Here is a 22,091-nt window from a genome sequence, read left to right as displayed (position 1 = left end):
AAAAAGAGGGTAGCTCAAGGTTCGCTTTCCAGGCCAGGCTGGGCCTGCAATGGCAGGAATAAAGTGATGCAGGTGCCGCGGCCTTCGATGCCGTCGGCCACGCTGATATGCCCGCCGTGCGCACCGACCATGCCCTGGCAGATCGCCAGGCCGAGACCGGTACCCTGCCCGCCCCGGTCGCCGCGGGCGGCGGTGTAGAACATGTCGAAAATCTTCGCCCGCTCCGCCTCGGGAATGCCCGGGCCTTCATCGGCAACGGCAAAGAACAATTGATTACCCTGCACGCCAGCACTGAGTTGCAGGCGGCCTTGTGGCGGTGAGAAGCGTGCGGCGTTTTCCAGTACGTTGACCAGTGCCTGCTCGATCAAGGCGGCGTGCACGTAGAGCAATGGCAGCTCGGACGGCACATCAGTGGTCACTTGCAGCGGCGCCAGCACCGCACGCAAACGGCCCAGGGAGCTGCCGACGATGTCGCCGGGCGAGACCCAATCCCGCGCCAGCTTCAGGGCGCCGTGGCCCAGGCGGGTCATGTCCAGCAGGTTCTGGATGTAGCGATCCAGGCGCTCGGCTTCATCACGGGTACCTTCCAGCAACTCCCGACGGTCTTCCAGGGGAATCGCCTCGCCGAGGGCCAGCAGGCTGTCGATGCTGCCACGCATGGAGGTCAGCGGTGTGCGCAAATCGTGAGACACGGAGGCCAGCAAGGCGCTGCGCAATTGCTCGGTTTCGCCATGCAGACGTGCCGCTTCCAGTTCCTGGCCGAGCTGCGCACGGGCCAAAGCTTGGGCCAATGGCTGACTCAAGGCGGTGAGCAGACGACGGCGTTGCCCGCTCAGTTCAAGCCCGGCTTTCGGGCTGACACCCAGCAGGCCCAACGGGCCTTCTTCGCCGGACAAAGGCCACCACCACCAGCGCCCGAACGGCAAGGTGCCGGTGCCCATGCCGGCCGGTTGATCGTGCTGCCAGGCCCAATCGGCGGCGGCGCGCTCGGCTTCGGTGAAGGTGATCGGGCCACCGGTCTCGACCTTCCAGTCACCCTGACCGTCGCGGTTGAGCAGGCACAATTGCAGGTCGCTCCAGCCTTCCAGGTGATGCGCGGCGGCACTGATCACCGCCTGGCGGTCCGTGGCGGCGGTGAGCTTGCGGGACAGGTCGAGCAACTCGGTGGTTTCTTCCTGGGTATCGCGCAACGCCTGCAACTGCCGACGCTGGCGCGCGGCCAGGTTGCCGGTGAGCGCGGCCATCAGCAGGAAGAACAACAGCGTCAGCACGTCCTCTTCACGCTGGATCGCGAAGGAAAAACTGGGCGGGATAAACAGGAAGTCGTAGGTCAAAAACGAGAGTGCCGCCGTGGCCAGCGCCGGGCCCAGGCTGCTGCGCACCGCCACCAGCAATACCGCCGCGAGGAACACCAGCGAGATATTGGGCAACGGTAGAACGCTCGATACTCCCCACGCCACGGCAGCGGCGATGACCGTCGCGACCACGGCCAGGGCATAGTCAAACCACACCAGCCCACGCACATCCGGCAGGCGCGGCGGGGCCGGGACCTCGTCGCTGTCGAGGACGTTGATTTCCAGGCCCCGGGCATTGCGCAGCAAGCGTGAGGCCAGGCCACCACCAAACACGGTGCGATGCCAACGCGGCCGGGACTGCCCCACCAGGATCAAGCTGGCGCGACGCTCGGCGGCGTGCTGGATCAGGGTCTTCGCCACCTCACCCGCCCGCAGCAACACCACTTCACCACCAAGGCGCTCGGCCAGTTGCTGAGCGTTTTGCAGGCGCAGGCGCGATTGTTCATCCCGCACCCGGCCGTTATCCACATGCACCAGGCTCCACGGCAAATGCCGACGCTGGGCCACGCGGCTGGCGTGACGCACGAGGCGTTCAGCCTGGGCATCGCCATCCACGCCCACCAACAACCGGCCGCGCACGGCGGGTGCGGCCTGGCCCAGTTGGCGGTAACCCTGGGCCAGGTCATCGTCGACGTGGGCCGCAGCGGTTTGCATCGCCAGTTCGCGCAGGGCCATGAGGTTGGTCTGGGTGAAGAACGCATCGATGGCGGCGCGAGCCTGTTCCGGCACGTAGACCTTGCCGTCCCGCAGGCGCTCCAGCAGTTCGCGGGATGGCAGGTCGATCAGCAGCAGTTCGTCGGCTTCCTGCAAGACCCAGTCGGGCAAGGTCTCGCGCACTTGTACGCCGGTGATGCCGCGCACCTGGTCGTTGAGGCTTTCCAGGTGCTGGACGTTGACGGTGGTGAAGACGTTGATGCCGGCGGCGAGCAATTCCTGGATGTCTTGCCAGCGTTTTTCGTGGCGGCTGCCGGGGGCGTTGCTGTGGGCCAACTCGTCCACCAGCACCAGTTTGGGCTTGGCGGCGAGCAGGCCGTCGAGGTCCATTTCTTCCAGCACCACGCCGCGGTATTCGGAGCGCAGCAGCGGCTGTTGTGGCAGGCCGCTGAGCAAGGCTTCAGTCTCGGCGCGGCCGTGGGTTTCCACCACGCCGGCGATCAGCCGCACACCCTGGCGCAGTTGGGTGTGGGCGGCCTGAAGCATGGCGTAGGTCTTGCCCACGCCGGGGGCGGCGCCGAGGAAGACTTTGAGCCGGCCACGGCCGTCCCGGGGTAGATCGGCTAACAGGGCATCGGCGCGGCCGGAGTCGCTCATGCGGGCGGTCTTCCTTCAGGTGTTGATGTGGAGATTGTGATGCCGTCATCGCGGGCAAGCCCGGCTCCCACATTGGAGTGCATTTCCCTGTGGGAGCCGGGCTTGCCCGCGATTGGCGGCGCCACGGCTTACAACTTTTCCAAGGCCATATTCAGCGCCAGCACGTTCACCACCGGCGGCCCCACCAACGGGCTTTCGATGTGCTCGTCCATCAAGCGCTCCAGGGTGGCCACCGGCAGATTACGTGCGGCGGCTACCCGGGCCAGTTGATAGGCAATCGCCTGCGGTGGCAAGTGTGGATCAAGACCGCTGCCGGAGGTAGTCAGCAATGCCATCGGCACTGGGCCCTGGTCTGGCACCAGCAGTTTCTTGGCATCGTCAAATACACGAGTGGCCAGCGCTGGGTTGCTTGGGCCGAGGTTGCTGGCGCTGCTGGAAACCGTAGCAAACGCACCGGCAGATGGCCGCGGGTGGAACCAGCCGTCACCGGTGAAATCCTGGGCGATCAGGCTCGAACCGCGAACCTTGCCGCTGGCATCGTGTACCAGGCTGCCGTTGGCTTGGTCGGGGAATGCGACTTGCGCCACGCCGGTAACAACCAGGGGATAAGCCACGCCGGTGATCAGGGTCATCAACACCAGCAGGCTCAGGGCCGGGCGGATTATGTTAGACATTTCAAATTCCTCAATTCGGTTATTGCAACCTGCAGGCACCGGTTTGCCGGTACCTGCGGGCATCGAGTCAAACCAGGTGCAGCGCGGTCAACAGCATGTCGATCGCCTTGATGCCCACGAACGGCACCACAATCCCGCCCAGGCCGTAGATCAGCAGGTTGCGGCGCAGCAACGCCGCCGCACTCGCCGCCTGCACACGTACACCGCGCAGTGCCAGTGGGATCAGCACCACGATGATCAACGCGTTGAACACGATGGCCGAGAGGATCGCGCTCTGCGGGCTTTGCAGGTGCATCACGTTGAGCACACCCAGTTGCGGGTAGATCGAGGCGAACAGCGCCGGCAGGATCGCGAAGTACTTGGCCACGTCGTTGGCGATGGAGAACGTCGTCAGTGCACCGCGGGTCACCAGCAATTCCTTGCCGATCTGCACCACGTCCAGCAGCTTGGTCGGGTCGCTGTCGAGGTCGACCATGTTGGCCGCTTCACGGGCGGCTTGGGTGCCGTCGTTCATCGCCATGCCGACGTCCGCCTGGGCCAGCGCCGGGGCGTCGTTGGCGCCGTCACCGCACATCGCAACCAGGCGACCATCATTCTGTTCGTGACGAATACGTGCCAGCTTCTTCTCTGGAGTGGCTTCGGCGAGCACGTCATCCACACCGGCCTCAGCAGCAATCGCGGCAGCGGTCAGCGGGTTATCGCCGGTCACCATCACGGTGCGGATCCCCAGCTTGCGCAGCTCGGCGAAACGTTCGCGGATGCCGGGCTTGACCACGTCCTTGAGGTGAATCGCGCCGAGCAACTTGCCGTCGGCACACACCAGCAACGGTGTACCGCCGCTCTGGGCAATCTTGTCGATTTCCCGGGACAGCGCCGGTTGCAGGTCGCGGCGTTGCAGGCCGATGAAGGCCAGCAGCGAATCCACGGCACCTTTACGGAACACACGGCCCTGGTAGTCGACGCCGGACAGGCGGGTTTCCGCGCTGAACGGTACGGAGGTCAACTCATCCGTCGATGGCTCGGCTTGCGGGTGCTGGCCACGCAGGTACTCGACGATGGACTTACCTTCGGCCGTGTCGTCCGCCAGGGACGCCAGCAGTGCGCCTTCGGCCAGCTCCTTGCCACTGACACCCGGCGCGGCGATCACGTTGGTGCAGCGACGGTTACCGAAGGTGATGGTGCCGGTCTTGTCCAGCAGCAGTACGTGCACGTCCCCCGCTGCTTCCACCGCGCGACCGGATTTGGCGATCACGTTGAGGCGCACCAGGCGGTCCATACCGGCAATACCGATGGCCGACAACAGGCCGCCGATGGTGGTCGGAATCAGCGTCACCAACAGCGCCACCAGAAACACCAGCGGCAGGTTGCCATTGGCGAAGTGGGCGAACGGCTGCAGGGTCACCACCACCAGCAGGAAGATCAGCGTCAGGCCGATCAGCAGGATATCCAGCGCGACTTCGTTGGGGGTTTTCTGACGTTTGGCGCCTTCCACCAGGGCGATCATACGGTCCAGGGTCGACTCGCCCGGGTTGGCGGTGATACGGATCATCAACCAGTCCGAAACCAGGCGGGTGTTGCCGGTGACGGCCGAGCGGTCGCCGCCGGACTCACGGATAACCGGAGCGGACTCGCCGGTGATCGCCGCTTCATTGACCGCAGCAATCCCTTCGACGACTTCGCCGTCACCCGGGATCATTTCCCCGGCGACCACACGCACCACATCACCTTTGCGCAGGCTGGTGGCCGGTACGACTTTGAAGCTGCCGTCGGTTTCCTTGCGACGGGCGCTGAGGCCCTCGCTGCCCGCCTTGAGGCTGTCGGCACGGGCCTTGCCGCGACCTTCAGCCAAGGCTTCGGCGAAGTTGGCGAACAGCACGGTGAACCACAGCCACACCGCGATTTGTACGGCGACGTAGGTCGGTACGGCAACATCCGGCACGAAGCACAGGATGGTGGTGAGGATAGCGGTCAGTTCGACCACCAGCATCACCGGCGAACGTTGCAGCTGGCGCGGGTCCAGCTTGACGAACGCCTGAACCAGCGCCGGGCGCCACAGGGCCGACATTGCGGTCTTGGCCGGCTCCTGGGTTTTCACCGGAGCCGCGTTTTTTGCAGGCATATTCATTTTCATATCCCCTTAGAAGCCCATGCTCAAGTGTTCAGCGATAGGCCCAAGTGCCAGCGTCGGCAGGAAGGTCAGGCCGCCCACCAGCAAAATGGTCACGGTCAACAGGGTCACAAACAGCGGGCCGTGGGTCGGGAAGCTGTTCTGGCCAATCGGTGCGGTCTTCTTCACCGCCAGGCTGCCGGCCAGGGCCAGTACCGGGAGGATGTAGCCGAAGCGACCCAGCAACATCGACAGGCTCATCATCAGGTTGTGGAACGTGGTGTTGGCGCTGAAACCGCCGAACGCCGAACCGTTGTTCGCACTGGCCGAGGTATAGGCGTACAGCAACTGGCTGAAACCGTGGGGGCCAGGGTTACTGATGGCACTGGCCGGGCCCGGCAGGGTCGCAGCGATGGCGCCCAGTACCAGGGTGCCCACCGGCATCACCAGCAAGGTCACGACCAGCAGTTGCACTTCCTTGGCCTGGAGTTTCTTGCCGAGGTATTCCGGTGTACGGCCAATCATCAAACCGGCGAGGAATACCGCAATCAACACGTTGAGCAACATGCCGTACATGCCGGCACCAACGCCGCCGAAGATCACTTCGCCGACCATCATGTTGACCAGCGAGACCATCCCGCTCAGGGGATTGAGGCTGTCTTGCATACCGTTGACCGAGCCGTTGGACGCGGCGGTGGTCGCCACCGACCACAACACGGTGCCGGTGGTGCCGAAGCGCGCTTCTTTACCTTCCTGCGGCGCGGCCTGTTCAACCGCCGGGTTGTTCAGCGTCGGGTTGAGCTGGTACTCGGCCCACATCGCGGTTGCGCCGCCGATGATGAACAAGGCCAGCATGCAACCGAGGATCGCCCGACTCTGACGCAGGTCTTTCACGTAGTGGCCAAAGGTGAACACCAGCGCGACCGGGATCAGGATGATTGCACCCAGCTCGAACAGGTTGGCCCAGGCGGTCGGGTCTTCGAACGGATGCGCCGAATTAACACCGAAGAAGCCACCGCCGTTGGTGCCCAATTGCTTGATCGCAATCTGGCTAGCGGCAGGACCCAGCGGGATCACCTGGTCAACGCCCTGCAGGGTCACCGCGTTCACGTAATGAGCGAAGGTTTGTGGCACCCCCTGCCAGACCAGGAACAACGCAAACACCAGGCACAACGGCAACAGGCCGTAGAGGGTAGCGCGGGTCATGTCGACCCAGAAGTTGCCCAAGGTCTTGGTGGATTTGCGACCGATCCCACGGCACAGCGCAACCAGCACGGCGAGGCCGGTGGCGGCGCTGACGAAGTTCTGCACGGTGAGACCGGCCATCTGGCTGAGGTAGCTCAGGGACGCTTCACCACTATAGTTCTGCCAGTTGGTGTTGGTCATGAAACTGATCGCAGTGTTAAACGCCAGTGTCCATTCCAGACCCGGCAATTTCTGCGGGTTCAGCGGCAGATACTGCTGGAACAGCAAAAACGCGAACAGCAGCAGGAAACCCGCGAAGTTGAATGCAAGCAGCGCCAGCGCATATTTCTGCCAGCTCTGTTCCTGATCTGCATCGACACCCGAGAGGCGATAGCAAACACGCTCGACCGGACCGAATACCGGCGTGAGCCAGGTTCGCTGCCCTTCCATTACCTTGTAGTAGAACCGCCCCAGGGCCGGTGCCGGAATCAGCACCAAGGCAAAGAAGGCGATGATCAGCCAATAGTCATAACTGTGCATAGCCTGCTCCTAGTTCCGATCCGCGCGTAACAGCGCAACCAGCAGATAAATGAACAGCGCCACAGCCAAAAGCAGTGACACCCAGTCCAGAACGCTCATGGAAGTTTCTCCGTCGTGCGGCGACTGCCGCGTGTAGGAGGATTGTCCGCAGGAGTGGCGTAAAGGAACGAGAGCGACGGTATGGGTGGGGCGTAAAGACGGCGTAAAGAGTGGGTTTATGCGGGGTTTACGGGGGGATTTGTGAGCGTTTCCTGTAGGCAGCGCCCTTATCTGGTGCAGGCCCAGAGCGTATTCAAACGCCAAACCGTCCCCTCGGCGACAGTTCGGCGCCTTTACGACATGGCATTGATGAATGGCATGTCCGCTGCAATGCCCTGAAACATTCCAAACCGTTCAGGGAGCGTTACACGATGAACACACAACTCAAACCCACCTTGGGCACCCTGCATTTGTGGGGCATCGCCGTCGGGCTGGTGATTTCCGGGGAATATTTCGGCTGGAGCTACGGCTGGGGCGTGGCAGGAACACTGGGCTTCCTGGTGACCTCATTGATGGTCGCCGCCATGTACACCTGCTTTATATTCAGTTTCACCGAACTGACCACTGCAATTCCCCACGCAGGCGGCCCGTTTGCCTACAGCCGGCGGGCATTTGGTGAAAAAGGCGGATTGATTGCCGGGCTGGCAACGCTGATTGAATTCGTGTTCGCCCCGCCCGCTATCGCCCTGGCCATTGGCGCCTACCTGAATGTGCAGTTCCCGGCCCTCGACCCGAAACACGCGGCCGTCGGCGCCTACATTGTGTTCATGGGCTTGAACATTCTTGGCGTGAAGCTGGCGGCGACCTTTGAACTGGTCGTATGCGTGCTCGCCGTCGCCGAACTGCTGGTGTTCATGGGTGTAGTCGCTCCCGCTTTCAGCTTCAGCAACTTCGCCCTGAATGGCTGGGCCGGCTCCGACACCTTCGGCGCGCCGGCGATTGCCGGAATGTTTGCGGCGATTCCATTTGCCATCTGGTTCTTCCTCGCCATCGAAGGCGCCGCCATGGCCGCCGAAGAAGCGAAAGATCCCAAGCGCACCATTCCAAAGGCCTACATCAGCGGCATCCTCACCTTGGTAATCCTGGCGATGGGCGTGATGTTCTTTGCCGGCGGCGTCGGCGATTGGCGCACCCTGTCGAACATCAACGACCCCCTGCCCCAAGCAATGAAAACCGTGGTCGGCGACAGCTCGGGCTGGCTGCACATGCTGGTGTGGATCGGCCTGTTCGGCCTGGTGGCCAGCTTCCACGGGATCATCCTCGGTTATTCCCGCCAGTTCTTCGCCCTGGCGCGCGCGGGGTACCTGCCCTCTTTCCTGGCCAAACTGTCGCGCTTTCAGACGCCGCACCGGGCAATCATCGCCGGCGGCATCGTCGGTATCGCCGCCATCTACAGCGACGGACTGATCAACCTGGGCGGCATGACCCTGACCGCAGCAATGATCACGATGGCCGTGTTCGGCGCCATTGTCATGTACATCATGAGCATGCTCAGCCTGTTCAAACTGCGTAAGACCGAACCGCTGCTGGAACGCACCTTCCGCGCACCGGGCTATCCGATCGTGCCGGGGATCGCGCTGGTACTGGCCGTGGTGTGCCTGGTAGCGATGGCATGGTTCAACGCGCTGATCGGCCTGATCTTCCTGGGCTTCATGGCGGTGGGGTTCGTGTACTTCCAACTGACCGCGCAAGACCGCGCCGATGCACCGGCCGATGCGATGTTGACCGGGCTATAAGGTTACCGAGGCAGAACGGGCCTACAATGAACTACTAACAAAGCCCGTTACTCAAAGCAGTCATTACCGTGGGAAATTTCCCCACGGTTTGCTGCCTCAAGGAGAGCCCTATGCCGTGGTATGCCTGGTTGATATTAGTGGTCGCGATCGGTTCGATCGTCGGTGGTTTGTTGATGCTGCGAGACAGCGCCAACAAGGTTGAATTGACCGAAGAACAACGCCAGCGCGTGGCAGAGCGAAATGCCCAGGCGGACTCCAAGGATGCCCAGGATCGCTGAGGCTGAAGCGGCTCCCCGTTGAGCCGCACAATTTTGTAAACACCCGCGTATGCCCAGCCAAGCTTGGTTAATATGGCCTGATGTTTCGGAGGCCGTCCTATGCGCTATTCACAAGACCACAAAGCTCAAACCCACCAGCGCATCATCAAGGAAGCCTCGGTACGCTTTCGCCGCGACGGCATTGGTGCGACCGGTCTACAGCCGTTGATGAAAGCGCTGAACCTGACCCATGGCGGGTTTTATGCGCACTTCAAGTCCAAGGATGAGTTGGTAGAGAAGGCGTTGCAGGCGGCGGCGGCAGAGTTGGATGCGCATTGCGAAAAGCTGTTTAGCCAGGAACGGCCGTTGGAAGCGTTTATCGACAGCTATCTGTCTAAATGGCACCAGACCTCCCCGGATCAAGGCTGCCCGCTGACGACGATGTCATCGGAGATGGGGTTGCGTGGGCAGAACAGCCGCACCACCGATGAAGTCCTCAATGCTCGACTCAAGCAGGTTGAAACGGCGCTTGGCAACCCGAATGCCGGGGAGCAGAGCCTGGTGCTGATGTCGACGCTGGTGGGGGCGTTGGTGCTGGCAAGAAGCGTGGAGAGCGCCGAGTTGGCAACACGGATTCTTGATGGGGTGCGGGGGAGCTTGAAGGCGGAGGTTGTTGAACAAAAGAAAGCCGGTCGATGACCGGCCTCCTCGCCTGTTTTTCAGGTTCTTATTTCACCTCAAGCCTGTCGCGGTTCTTTTCCAGAAGCGCCTTGCCGATTCCCTTTACTTCCAGTAACTCATCTATCGCCGTGAAGGGGCCGTTGGTTTCACGGTAGGCGATGATGGCCTTCGCTTTGGCTGCGCCGATGCCGAAGAGGTCGCGACGCAGGGTTTCGGCGTCGGCGGAGTTGAGGCTGACTTTGGTGGTTTGGTCGACCTTGGTCATTTGGGCGGCGATGGGGGTTGGGGTCTCGGGTTTGGTGGCGGGTGCGGCCGTGGTGGCTAGCGAGAGGCTGGTGAGGAAGGCGAAGATGAAGGATGAGAAATACGCTTTATGCATTGGTGACGCTCCATGACATCGATAAGGGAAAAGCAGCTTTTCCGAAGCTGCTTTTCAAACTTAGGCGATGTTTGGGGAGAGTCAAAAATGGGTGAGTTACAGGGTGTGAGCTGAGTAAGCAGTCCTTGAGCCCGCCAGTGAAAGCACCTGGCCGCCAGCCCCAACTACGCTCCCGACGCTCTTGCGGGTCTGCTCGCCAGGACGATGCAACGAAAAAGCCGAAACGTGTACCTTTCCTCCCTGATAATCCGGCGTCCAATTACTGGAGCACTCGCCTCGCACCTCATCGGTTGAGGGTTACGAACCGCCGCTGCAGTAGTAAACCTGCTCACTGAGCCTCAACCGCTAAATGTGGACTGCGCAGGTTTCACCAAGTGCAGGGCCGCTTTAGGTTCGCCTTAAGTTAAATGCATGCGCACTATAGAAACCTAGGATGAACAAAAATATAGGCCCTGTAGACGGCGAAGAAAGCCCATCTTGAAACAGATTGAATACAGTAACGAATGGGAAAATCATGGCGACCATCGCAATATAAAATCTCTTTTGATAATCGTCATTTTGCGCATTCTTGAAAAACGGCTTGATGATGCTCCACAGAAACAAAATATAGAAGAACCCTGCAAGCCCACCCATCTTCCAGATGGCACCAAGATACTGATTATGTGGCGTATACCCTGAAGTACCTACGTCATTGTTAAAATATCCAAGTTCGGAGTCAAACAATCCATACCCACTAAACCCAGTACCAAATATCGGGCTCTTCATCAAATCTTCAGCCAGAATCACATACAACCCAAGCCTACCGGAAGATACACCATCCCAATTCCCTGAGTAGATATTGTTTGCCATAATCACGATTTTGGCAAAGAGCTCCACAAAGTAATCAGAGAAAAACGAGATAATAACGGCCGATGCAATGAGAGCAGAAAAAATGTATAAAACAACCATAGCCAGTCGTTTAAACGTCATCCTTCCGGCAAAAAAACAACACAGGCAACTTATGATCACCCCAAAGGCAGCTTGCCTGGAACCGCTGCCCAAAACCAGAATCAAACTGCATAACATACCGACATATGCGATCAACCTGACGTTTCTTTGTGGCCTCATGACCACCCCTAGCGACAGGCACACCATGAAGGCAAATGAGAAAAACACTGCAATTCCGTTTATGCCGTTACTACCATGAAATTTGAGACCGAGAAATGTCGGAGCAAATACACCACCATAAATGAATTCCCCTGGAACCCTTTCAAACTCAGCAAATATGGCCACATTCCCTTTTATAAAAATTGCATCCAACGTTGCTGCCAACGCCGTCGCGGACAGCAGGTAAATGAGCGTTTTATTGAACTTCTCCGGCTGAAAGTCTCCCGCTGCTACACTTCTTCCGAGCAAGTAAATCAGGTACGGCTTGAAGAAAAAACCCAGAGAAAGAAGCGCTCTTGCGATATTTCCTGGCTGGAAAAACAACTGTACATAGATCAGCGAAACCAGCGACAGCACAATGCTTATCAACAGCCATTTGTTGATTCTTTGGTGAGCCAGAAAAACATAGGGCAGTGCAAACAGGCACAATACATCTGCAGGAGCGATCTCGACGCCAAGAGCCGGAACAAATATACGCAATGGAATGCATAATAAGATGGCTGAAAAAAACAGAAGCATCTTTTACGGTCCTTGCAGTTGGTACTGACAAAAAAAGAAAGAACTGTACGCGACGACCGCACAAATGTCCATTTGATATCGAGCAGCTCCCCTGATATCGGAAAGCACACTTCGTTTTTGACGTGCGGCAGACTTCCAGGACAACTGAGACAGCGCATTTGCAAACTGCTTTCCCTACGCCGAGAAACGGAAGTGCACTACCAAGTGGTCAAAGATAGCCAATTGGCGTGCGCTTCCAGCCCCTCAGCAACTTTCCGCCGTTCAATTTCAGTTAATACGTGAGACTAGCTAAAAATCACTACATTCACGGCGTGATCTTATAGATCGAGGCGGCGCTGCTGGTAGATCCAGTCGACGATTTCGCCGTCCGGGGAGTAACCGCTGACGGTTTCGCGCAGCAGTTGGCGCACACGCGTGTAGTCATCCTGTTCAACCGCGCTGAGCAGCTCCGTTAAACGGGCCTTCAAGACGTCCCACGGCAAGTAGTCCTCATTGGCACTCATAATCATCGGGTGCGGAGTCGTGACTACGTTATCGCCGATCAGCAGTTCCTCATAGAGTTTTTCGCCGGGGCGAAGCCCTGTGAACTCAATGGAGATGTCGCCTTGAAGATTTTTATCAGAGCGAATACTCAAGCCGGACAGATGGACCATTTTCTCCGCCAGCTCGACGATTTTCACTGGCTCGCCCATATCCAGAACAAATACGTCCCCCCCCTGCCCCATGGAGCCCGCCTGGATAACTAATTGAGCAGCTTCAGGGATGCTCATGAAATACCGGGTGATCTTGGGGTGTGTAACCGTCAGCGGGCCACCGGATTTTATTTGCTTGTGAAACAACGGGATCACCGACCCGGACGAGCCCAGTACATTGCCGAACCGCACCATGGTAAAGCGAGTCTTGTTTACCCGGGAAACACTAGAAGTCTCACCGAAGAGCACCGGAGCGATCTCACTGCTGAGCGCCTGCAGCGTCATTTCTGCGAGACGTTTCGTGCTGCCCATTACATTGGTCGGACGCACAGCCTTATCAGTAGAAATCAGCACGAAGTTCGCCACATTGGCGCGTAAAGAAGCTTGTGCAGCGCTCAACGTGCCCATCACATTATTCAATACGCCTTCAGCGATATTATGCTCGACCATCGGTACATGCTTGTAGGCCGCCGCATGGTAGACCGTGTTGACGCGCCAGGTCTTCATGACGTCAAAGAGCTTTTCCTGATTGCGGACAGAGCCCAGGATTGGCAATAACTTAACTGAAAGTGACTCACGTACGATTCGCTGCTCAAGCTCTTGCAGGATGCTGTAGAGATTGAACTCGCTATGTTCATAAAGCAGAAGTGTCGTGGGTTGTAGCGTGAGAATCTGGCGGCAAAGCTCAGAGCCGATTGAACCACCCGCCCCGGTGATAAGAACCGACTGATCCTTGATGCAATGTTCAAGCAGCTCATCCTGAGGGGGCACAGAGTCACGACCTAGCAAGTCAGCGATATCAACTTCCTGGATATCGTCGACTTTTACTCGCCCGCTGGCCAAATCCATAAAGCCGGGCACGCTTTGCACATGGAGCGCGAAGCCCTCCAAGAAAGTCAATATCTCCCGGCGGCGCCCGCGACTGGCAGACGGAATGGCGAGAAGAATCTGCTGGGCACCGGTGACGTCAAGCATCTGCTGGATATGCTTTGGTTTATAGACATGCAAGCCTGAAATCACTCGATCGGCAATGCTGCTGTCATCATCAATAAAGGCGACAGGACGCAACAGCCTCCCCATGCGTAACGCAGCAACCAACTGATTACCGGCTGCACCCGCACCATAAATGGCCACCTTCGGCAGTCCATCATCTCGATTGGTAAAAGGGACGTGTTGCGCAGCTGTAAACCAGTCTCCCAGGAAATACTGGCGCATCGCGAGGCGTAGCCCCCCGATCATGACCATGCTCAACCACCAGTAATTGAAGATGACCGAGCGCGGAACAAACATTTGATGGTTGCCGCTCCAATAAACAACCAGTGCGAGAATCAACGATGACAGGCTGACGGCCTTGATAATTGCGATCAGCGCATCGTTTCCAAAATAGCGCATCACTGCACGGTACATACCAAACCGTACAAACAGCGGAATCGCGATGACCGTGGCGCTCAGGAATAGCCATAGGTACTCAGTGAAAGGATTGATCAGCTCATCAATCCCCAAACGAACGACAAAGGCCATCCAAAGGGCAAACCAGACAAGAAAAACGTCGGTCACTACCTGGAAGGCACGTTTCTGCCGCCGCGTTAACCCTAGTAATAAGGTTCTCAACTTATCCATAACGCCTTGAAACACCTCTGTTACTCCTAAAGTACATCCGCCACCACCATGGATGGTTCCAAGGGAACTCATCCCATGATGATGGAAAATTCCATTTGACTGGCCCGCAGCTCAAATCCTTCTGCGTTGCAAACAAAGACGGGCATTCCTGACTGTCTAACTGATTACTCTTCGGTAGCCAACTGCATAACGGTCTTGAGCACCGAGCAAGTCTTGTCGATTTCAAGCTGCGTCAACGTTGGGTGGACAAGAAACATCACACTTGTTTCGCCGAGTTCCCGTGCTACCGGCAAACGGCTCGTCGGACGCCAGCCAGTATTGTCAAACGCCTTCTCCAGATAGACCTCGGAGCAGGAACCGGAAAATACCGGAACTTCTCGTGCCGAAATTTCCGCCAGAATACGATCGCGATCCCATCCGGCCTTGAGTGCCTGAGGCTCTACGAACACGTAGCACTTATACGCTGCGTGAACACTGCCCTCAGGCATGACTGGCACGCGCAAACCTTTGAGTTGGCTGGCGCACTCCCATATCTGCCCGGCATTCGCCAGCCGACTGGCCTGCCAATCTGTCATGCGCTTGAGTTGAATCCGACCGATTACGGCCTGAACCTCAAGCATTCTCCAGTTCGTACCGAAGCTCTCGTGCAACCAGCGAAAACCAGGGGGATGGTTACGTTCATAGACAGCCTCCCAGCTTTTGCCATGATCCTTGAACGACCACATATCCGACCACAACTGACGATCGTTGGTAGTGACCATTCCGCCCTCGCCGCCTGTCGTCATGATCTTGTCCTGACAAAAGGACCAGGCTGAGATATGGCCAATTGACCCCACTGGGCGCCCTTTGTATCGAGCTCCATGAGCCTGGGCACAATCTTCGATCACTTTAAGGTCGAATTCCTCGGCCAGAGCCATGATCGGATCCATATCGCAAGGCCAGCCGGCCAAATGCACACAGATGACGGCTCGGGTGCGAGGAGTCAGCACAGCTCGGATAGTCTGTGCGCTGAAGTTTTGCGAATCGCGATCCACATCAGCAAAAACGGGAACAGCCCCGGCATTCACAATGCTCGAGACGGAAGCGAGAAAAGTGCGTGAGGTGACAATCACTTCATCGCCAGCACCGATACCCAAGGCTTTCAAGGCTAGGTCCAGGGCAACCGTTCCGTTGGCCAGGCCGATGGCGTATTCAGTGCCCGCCCATGCCGCGAACTCCTTTTCAAACTCACGCCCCTGTGTACCGGTCCAATAGTTGACCTTATTGGACAGAATCACATCACGTACGGCATCAGCCTCCTCTTCAGTAAAAGAGGGCCAAGGAGAAAATGGTGAATTCAACACAACCAGTACCCGTCAGTTTTCATTCGAAAATATGTAAGACTCGTCAACACGAGCCCCGTTGCAATTCGCTCAGTACGCTGTTTGCGCGACGACGACTTTTCAAGAGCCGTCCAATAACCTGGCCGGCACTCCGGCGACTGTAACCTCGTCTGGCACGTCTCTGACAACTACAGCGCCAGCACCAACCATGACCTGTGAACCGATGCTCACAAGTTGTCGCACGCAGGCACCTATGCCAATCCAGCTCAAATCCTGCACACACACACCGCCTGCAAGCCGGGCGCCGGGGCTGATGTGCACACACGATCCCAATAGACAATCATGGTCGACACTGCAGCCCGTATTGAGAATAGCGCCACTGCCAACTCTGGCATCAGCATTTACCACCGCTCCAGCAAAAACCACCGATCCTTCACCAAGCGTGGCATACCGGCTGACTGTTGAGTCCGGATGGCGTAGCGTAACCAGCGTAGCGCCTGCCGCCTTTAGCTGATCCAGTTTTGCCTGGCGAACCCGATTGTTGCCGATCGCCACCAGCACCCCGTCAAATTCATGCACAGTGGCCAACAACCTCTCCGTGTTGCCTACAACGTTCCAGGCACCATTTCGAAGTAAGCCGGGCCAAGCGTCATCAAAGAACTCAATGGTGCCCCATCCACAGCATTCGGCTGTATCCGCGACGACTTTGCCATGGCCGCTTGCACCCAGCACCGCAAGGCGGCTCATGACTTGGAGCCTGTGAACTTCGATGCTGTAGCTTCGCCTTTGGCACTGATACCGTCACGTACCAGAACTTTCTTGATCGTCAGGAAAATCACCTTCATGTCCAGCCAAAAAGACTGATTATCAACATACCAGGTATCCAGCTTGAACTTTTCTTCCCACTCAATTGCGTTCCGCCCGTTGATCTGCGCCCAACCGCTGACGCCAGGGCGAACCTCATGACGACGGTACTGCTCGGCACTGTAGAGAGGCAGGTATTCCATCAGCAGCGGTCGAGGGCCTACCAGACTCATGTCGCCTTTGACCACATTCCACAACTCAGGCAATTCATCCAGGCTACTGGATCGCAGAAAACTGCCAAAGGCTGTCATGCGCTGGGCGTCCGGTAAAGGCTCACCGTTTGCATCATGAGCATCTCGCATCGTACGGAACTTGATCATTTCGAACGGCTTGCCGTCACGACCTGGACGTACCTGACGAAACAGAACAGGAGATCCCAATTTCTTGCGAATGTTCCAGGCAATTACTGCTATGACCGGAGAAAGCAGAATTAGTCCAAGTAACGCCGCAAATAAATCAAAACCACGCTTGATCATCTGGCAACACCCTCCAGCCAATCCACAAACCGATCAGCCAACTGACGTCGGTCAAACTCTCTGACCGCCAATTCTCTGCCTCGTGCGCCCTTGGCCCGCAACTCATCACGATCATCTGCCGCCTGGATCAACGCATCTGCGAAAAGCGCAGCATCATCAGGAGGTACGACAAAACCGCAGTTTTCCTTGGAAATCATCTCAGCGAGCCAGCCTGGATAGTTATTTAAAACAGGCAACCCCGAAGCGATATAGTCGAAAAACTTGTTAGGCGACGTCCCGTAGTAAAAGGCCGGTACGTTTGCCAATATTTGCAGGCCCAGATCCGCGCTGGCCATCAAGCCGGACAACCGGGCCTTGTTCACCGGGTCATGAAATATCACATTGTCCAGGTGTTCTTCCGCGGCGCGCTTCTGAAGCGCGGGCTTGAGCTTGCCCTGCCCGATCAAAACCAGCCGGATATCATCGCGCTTTCGCAATTTTAGTTCTCGAGCCGCATCGAGCACCGCGTCCAGCTTGTTGGCCACTCCATGGGTACCCGCAAAGACCGCAACCAGATGACTTTTATCCACTCCAGCCGGCAACCATGGCTCAGCAGGAGTGTTAAAAATATCAAGATCACAACCGTTTGGGATCATTTCGATTCGGTCACGCGCCACGCCGCGGTGTGCAATGCCATCCACAATACCTGGCGACAACCCAATGAGCCGGTGAGCCGAGCGGTAACTTGCCCACTCAAGAAAAGACATGGCGCCAAGGATCACTGGATTACGAATGACCCCCATCGCTTTCGGCAGCTCAGGCCAGAGATCCCGCACCTCGAAGATAAATGGCTTATTGCGAAACCACCGGGCGAATATCCCGGGGATACCGGCTGTCAATGGTGTGGTAGTCGCGAAAACCAAATCGTAACGCTCGGTTAGCGCAATACCGATACTGCGTACTGCAAACTTCAGAAAGCTGAGCGCTCGAACGAACAAGCCATCGCTGTTGGAGTACGCGAGGTCAAATTCGATGATATCGATACCATCGACGGTACCTTTGCGTTTTCCGCCAACGAAAGGGCTTTCCAGCCCCGTTTGGCCACCACCATAGCTGCCACAGACCATGGTCACCTGGTGCCCCCTGGCAACCAGGCGACGGGCCATCTCATAGGACCGGATACCGGTCGCTCCTTTCGGAGTCGAAAAATGCTGATGAAAATAAAGGACTTTCATGTCTACCAGTGATACTCCGTAGTCAAAACGCCCGCCGAAGTCACCTCAACCTCAAGCACCGGCACTTCAGTTTTTTGTAAGTAGTAACGAGACTCCCAACCCTGGACAAGCTCTCGCCGAACGATAGGCATGCTGCCCGCAACCGACAATCGATGTGAGCCGTTGGTCAGGACGGCGCCCTCAAGCCGCCAGTCCCCCGGCTGCAAACGCCAGCGTAGGACGGCACGATCCTTGAATCCGGTAAATTCATCCCTGACCTGCATGCCGGTATCGGTCAGACTGACGTGTCGCTTATGCCGGACTCCGCTGCCGTCGATATACGTGGCGCCGCAGGAGCTGGTCGCGGCCAGGTCAACCAGACGCTCGACCTCGCGGGTTCGCAGCCATTGCCCAAAAAGAAACCGGCTGAGTCTGGGCATCTGGTCTCGCCCATCAAATTGAAGGGTGTTGTGGCTGGCCGTTCCAGGAAAATAACTCAGCCATTGGGCAGAGGTGTTGTAGCTGAAGGTCCCTGCATCCCGGAGCAAGTTAATGCCTGCACGCCATAGATCCACATGCAGGGCATCTGCCTGGCTGGGCCGAAATCGGAAGCGCGGATAGCGCAATACGGCGTAGGTCTGTTCACGCCTTAACAATGCATAACCACCATGATCAAACCGTTGACTACCTGGACGCTCCGCTACCGCCGACGGGCCAGGCAGCAGCAGCCAGCGCAGTGGCAGATCCCATTCACCTGCCGCCTCGTACGCTCTCTTTCCGGCAAACAACGCCATGGACAACTGGACTGCTGGCCTGAAGTCGCGATAGTCCGTATCCGTCAGTGGAAGCAGTCGGGCGCCATCATTTGCGCCAATGTTCGGAGCATCACCAGTGTGCTCGTCGACTAACGAAAATAACCAATGCGCGGCTGTGCGAGCCCTGAGTTGGAAGGTGGCGGAGAACGCCGGGAGCCCCAGTTTGTTTCTCCAGACTTCAACCATGGAAAACGTGTCGAGCATTACCCGATGATAATTGACGGAGTACTGGCTGAAACTGCCATCTTGCTCAATCAACCGAGCGGCACGATTTTCAAGCCATTTGCGCCCCAATCGCTGCCAGCGTTCGCCCTCGGGGCAACCGCTTGAGGTCAACCAACTGCCGCCGACAAAAAGTGCAGCCGCCTCGGAAGTCCCGTGGTTATTGTCCTGAGCCATCGCATAGCTCAGCGTCGGCTCGATACGCTTGAGGTGCAGTCGGACCAGATCCACAAGCCCCGGCAACGGGTTGGCAAACTGTTCGAGAATGACCGAACTCATCGCCAGGTGCAGGACACGAATGGACGCCTCCTGACCGCACTTCCAGTTCGGACCGCAATAGGGAGGATTGTTGACACACCAATCCGTCAACCAACCGTTTAACTGCGCCGTCCCTGAAGCCCCGCTAACACAGGACTTCTGGGCAAAGACCAACGTCCAGTCAAATCGCGAAGCTTCCCAGATATTCTTGATATCACCGACAGCGGCATCAAAATCAGGAATCCGCCACCATTCCCGGCCGGGATCAGGCACTCGAACTCCATTCAGCGGATTCAAATGCCAGTCAGGGGGCGCGTCCGATACCGGGCATTCCCAGAACCCGAAATATCGGACCTGGGAATCCCATTGGGACGCACGCGGCAACGCGCCGGCCTGTCTTGCACTTTCCGCAAAAAACGGGCCCCGGGGAATTTCAGCCCGAAGGCGTCTGACCGGGTTCAAGCCAGTCTTGACCCCAAGCCGATAGGTCAATGCACGCGTCAGGTTGCCAAAACCGAGAGCTATCGCAGTTTTGGCCTTAACAAGAAGAAGGCTCATTGCTCGCGCAGAATCCGGGCAACTTCAATGCTCACGCGCGCCACTTCGAATATTTCATCGGAGGTGATCGGCGTGACAGCCCCATTTTGCACCGCTGCAAGGAAAGCCGCAGCGCACTCGCTTTGCCCCTTGTTCTGCTTCCAGAGATTCAGCTTGCTGAAGCCCGGCCAGCCAAAACCCTTCAACTTGCGGAAGTTATCCAATTGCAGGACGCGCCCGGCAGCAAAGACTTCAACTCGCTCCTTTGGAAAGCTTGAAGCGCCATTGGCCAGATAGTGGATTGTGCCGAAAGAGCCATCCTCAAACCCCAGGGTAATCGCCGCTTTATCTTCCGTAATGGCAACAGCAGGCGTATCCCCCATTCTGCGGGCCTGGATCGAAACAATTTTACTGCCCGCCAGAAAACGCATCAGATCAATGAAATGACACGCTTCGCCAATAATACGGCCACCGCCGACTGACGGGTCCTGGGTCCAGTGATTCGCAGGAATCGCTCCGGCATTCATCGTCATGATGAAAGACTTGGGCTCTTTTACCGCCGAGAGCAACGCCTTCATCTTTTGGACCTGCGGCGAAAAGCGTCGATTGAACCCAACCATCAGATGCGGCTTGAGCCCTTGTTCGACAGCTTTCCGATAGGCCTCTTCAACCGTCACCAGGTCTTGAGCTTCAATTGCCAATGGCTTTTCGACGAAGACATGTTTACCTGCCTCCAGCGCCTGGGCAACAAAACGGGCGTGACTGTCGTGACGGGTGACAATCGCAACGGTGTTGATCGTACTCTCGCCAAGCATCGCGCTGATATCAGTCGAGGCTTGTGCAAATCCAGCCTTGGTCCCGTGTATTACACCGTTGATACCGCCGGCAGTAACAATCGTATGGAACTGAGCGCCCGCAGCCTTGAATGCCGGGATCAGCATTCTGGATGCATAGTTTCCTGCACCGATGAAGCCAACGACGGGTTTGACTGGGTCGAAACTGGCTACCGCGTGGGGTGCCAGCACGACTTCCTTGATGTTTCGCTCGGTATCTCCCGAGGAATACTGAAGGATGATGCCCAGCGCCGAGTTATCCGTCGTCAGCGTCTGATAGGCATCAGCGGCGTCTTCGAATGCAACCCGATGGGAGATCAACGAGTTGACCTCCAATTGGCCGCTGGCGAGCATATCCAGAACGGCTTCAAAGTTGCGCTGCTCAGTCCAACGGACGAAACCTATCGGAAAGTCATTGCCTTGATCTTCGTAACTTGGATCATAGCGCCCGGGCCCGTAAGAACACGAAACCTGGAATGTCAGTTCCTTCTCATAGAAGTCAGCTCGACTCAACTCAAGCCCGGTGACCCCCACCAGAACAATGCGCCCACGCTTGCGACACATATGTGCAGCCTGGGTGACCGGATCGGACGACTTGGTAGAGGCCGTAATAATGACACCGTCCACCCCTCTTCCGCGGCTGAACGTCATCCCCGCCGAAACAACATCCTCTCCCTTCCCGGGATTGCAGGTTTCGGCGCCATAACTGCGAGCCAGCGCCAGTTTTTGCTCATCAAAGTCAATGGCAAGTACCCGGCAGCCCTGGGCACGCAGGAGCTGAACCGTCATCAGTCCGATCAGACCTACGCCGGTGACTACAAAGGTTTCCCCCAGAGTCGGTTGAGCCAGCCGAATGCCCTGCAAGCCAATGCTGGCCAGCACGGTAAACGAGGCGGCTTCGTCGCTGACCGAGTCCGGAATCAAGGCACACAGATTCTTGGGAACAACAACGATATCGGCATGAGGACCATTGGAAACCACACGGTCGCCGGGCTTGAACCCGGACACGTCACTCCCCACGGCACCCACAACACCCACGTTGCAGTATCCAAGTGGCAACGGCTGCGCAAGCTTCGAGCGAACGGCTTCCACCGTTGTCGCCAAGCCATCGGTCTGGACCTTTTGCAGAACCATGCGGACCTTGTCAGGTTGCTGGCGAGCTTTTTCCAACCAGTTGGCCCGGCCAAACCCTACCAGCATGCGTTCCGTGCCGGCAGAAATCAGCGTATTGGTTGTATTGATCTTTAGCGTGCCACTGCGAACGGCGGGAGCGGGCGCGTTAACCAATGACGTCTCACCGCTAGCCATGTTCTGAACAACCTGCTTCATG

Annotated in this window: 17 protein-coding genes; 3 read left to right on the top strand and 14 right to left on the bottom strand. The window is 57.7% G+C overall.

Going from position 1 to position 22,091, the window contains the following annotated elements; genetic code table 11:
* Positions 1 to 14: 14 nt before the first annotated feature.
* The 5 genes from D109_RS0113375 to kdpF all read right to left on the bottom strand — a co-directional run bounded on the left by D109_RS0113375 (position 15) and on the right by kdpF (position 7,271).
* Positions 15 to 2,666 (bottom strand): sensor histidine kinase KdpD, encoded by a 2,652-nt coding sequence (locus tag D109_RS0113375; RefSeq protein ID WP_017477347.1) that lies wholly within the window; start codon positions 2,664 to 2,666, stop codon positions 15 to 17.
* A 128-nt stretch (positions 2,667 to 2,794) separates the two neighbouring features.
* On the bottom strand, positions 2,795 to 3,340 hold the full coding sequence (gene kdpC / locus D109_RS0113370; protein ID WP_017477346.1) for a potassium-transporting ATPase subunit KdpC: 546 nt from the start codon (positions 3,338 to 3,340) through the stop codon (positions 2,795 to 2,797).
* A gap of 67 nt (positions 3,341 to 3,407) precedes the next feature.
* On the bottom strand, positions 3,408 to 5,465 hold the full coding sequence (kdpB, locus tag D109_RS0113365; RefSeq protein ID WP_026077943.1) for a potassium-transporting ATPase subunit KdpB: 2,058 nt from the start codon (positions 5,463 to 5,465) through the stop codon (positions 3,408 to 3,410).
* Positions 5,466 to 5,477: 12 nt separating this feature from the next.
* Positions 5,478 to 7,172, bottom strand: coding sequence for a potassium-transporting ATPase subunit KdpA (gene kdpA / locus D109_RS0113360; RefSeq protein WP_017477344.1), 1,695 nt, complete (start codon positions 7,170 to 7,172; stop codon positions 5,478 to 5,480).
* Between the two features lie 9 nt (positions 7,173 to 7,181).
* Positions 7,182 to 7,271, bottom strand: coding sequence for a K(+)-transporting ATPase subunit F (kdpF, locus tag D109_RS1000000132850; protein ID WP_017477343.1), 90 nt, complete (start codon positions 7,269 to 7,271; stop codon positions 7,182 to 7,184).
* Between the two features lie 311 nt (positions 7,272 to 7,582).
* Here kdpF and eat point away from each other — a divergent pair, with 311 nt between their 5' ends.
* From eat to D109_RS0113340, 3 genes are all read left to right on the top strand, one after another.
* Complete coding sequence (gene eat, locus D109_RS0113350) at positions 7,583 to 8,947, top strand: ethanolamine permease (RefSeq protein WP_017477342.1); 1,365 nt, start codon at positions 7,583 to 7,585, stop codon at positions 8,945 to 8,947.
* Between the two features lie 110 nt (positions 8,948 to 9,057).
* Complete coding sequence (locus D109_RS1000000132845; RefSeq protein ID WP_017477341.1) at positions 9,058 to 9,225, top strand: DUF2897 family protein; 168 nt, start codon at positions 9,058 to 9,060, stop codon at positions 9,223 to 9,225.
* A 99-nt stretch (positions 9,226 to 9,324) separates the two neighbouring features.
* A complete protein-coding gene (locus D109_RS0113340; protein ID WP_017477340.1) occupies positions 9,325 to 9,903 on the top strand; it encodes a TetR/AcrR family transcriptional regulator in 579 nt (192 codons plus the stop codon).
* Between the two features lie 28 nt (positions 9,904 to 9,931).
* Here D109_RS0113340 and D109_RS0113335 read toward each other — a convergent pair whose 3' ends face one another.
* The 9 genes from D109_RS0113335 to D109_RS0113295 all read right to left on the bottom strand — a co-directional run bounded on the left by D109_RS0113335 (position 9,932) and on the right by D109_RS0113295 (position 22,090).
* Positions 9,932 to 10,264: a helix-hairpin-helix domain-containing protein gene (locus tag D109_RS0113335; RefSeq protein ID WP_017477339.1), complete on the bottom strand. Its 333-nt coding sequence runs from the start codon at positions 10,262 to 10,264 to the stop codon at positions 9,932 to 9,934.
* 387 nt (positions 10,265 to 10,651) lie between these two features.
* The gene (locus D109_RS0113330) at positions 10,652 to 11,929 is read right to left on the bottom strand and encodes an O-antigen ligase (protein WP_017477338.1); all 1,278 of its coding nucleotides are present in this window, start codon (positions 11,927 to 11,929) and stop codon (positions 10,652 to 10,654) included.
* A gap of 317 nt (positions 11,930 to 12,246) precedes the next feature.
* Positions 12,247 to 14,241: a nucleoside-diphosphate sugar epimerase/dehydratase gene (locus tag D109_RS0113325; protein WP_026077942.1), complete on the bottom strand. Its 1,995-nt coding sequence runs from the start codon at positions 14,239 to 14,241 to the stop codon at positions 12,247 to 12,249.
* 164 nt (positions 14,242 to 14,405) lie between these two features.
* On the bottom strand, positions 14,406 to 15,584 hold the full coding sequence (locus tag D109_RS0113320) for a DegT/DnrJ/EryC1/StrS aminotransferase family protein (RefSeq protein ID WP_026077941.1): 1,179 nt from the start codon (positions 15,582 to 15,584) through the stop codon (positions 14,406 to 14,408).
* Positions 15,585 to 15,683: 99 nt separating this feature from the next.
* On the bottom strand, positions 15,684 to 16,310 hold the full coding sequence (locus D109_RS0113315; RefSeq protein WP_017477335.1) for an acetyltransferase: 627 nt from the start codon (positions 16,308 to 16,310) through the stop codon (positions 15,684 to 15,686).
* Positions 16,307 to 16,903 carry a sugar transferase gene (locus D109_RS0113310; RefSeq protein WP_017477334.1) on the bottom strand — a complete coding sequence of 199 codons (597 nt, stop codon included), beginning with the start codon at positions 16,901 to 16,903 and terminating at the stop codon, positions 16,307 to 16,309. The genes D109_RS0113315 and D109_RS0113310 overlap by 4 nt, the downstream gene beginning before the upstream one ends.
* Entirely contained in the window at positions 16,900 to 18,117 is a 1,218-nt protein-coding gene (locus D109_RS0113305) for a glycosyltransferase family 4 protein (protein ID WP_026077940.1), read from the bottom strand. The genes D109_RS0113310 and D109_RS0113305 overlap by 4 nt, the downstream gene beginning before the upstream one ends.
* A gap of 2 nt (positions 18,118 to 18,119) precedes the next feature.
* On the bottom strand, positions 18,120 to 19,949 hold the full coding sequence (locus tag D109_RS0113300) for a heparinase II/III-family protein (protein ID WP_017477332.1): 1,830 nt from the start codon (positions 19,947 to 19,949) through the stop codon (positions 18,120 to 18,122).
* Complete coding sequence (locus D109_RS0113295) at positions 19,946 to 22,090, bottom strand: bi-domain-containing oxidoreductase (RefSeq protein WP_017477331.1); 2,145 nt, start codon at positions 22,088 to 22,090, stop codon at positions 19,946 to 19,948. Before D109_RS0113295 ends, D109_RS0113300 begins: the two co-directional genes overlap by 4 nt.
* Position 22,091 lies beyond the last annotated feature (1 nt).

It is taken from the genome of Pseudomonas sp. PAMC 26793, from assembly GCF_000313235.1.
In the GTDB taxonomy this organism is placed as follows: domain Bacteria; phylum Pseudomonadota; class Gammaproteobacteria; order Pseudomonadales; family Pseudomonadaceae; genus Aquipseudomonas; species Aquipseudomonas yamanorum.
The sequence above is the reverse complement of the archived record's forward strand: the minus strand, read 5'-3'. Positions and strand labels throughout refer to the sequence as shown.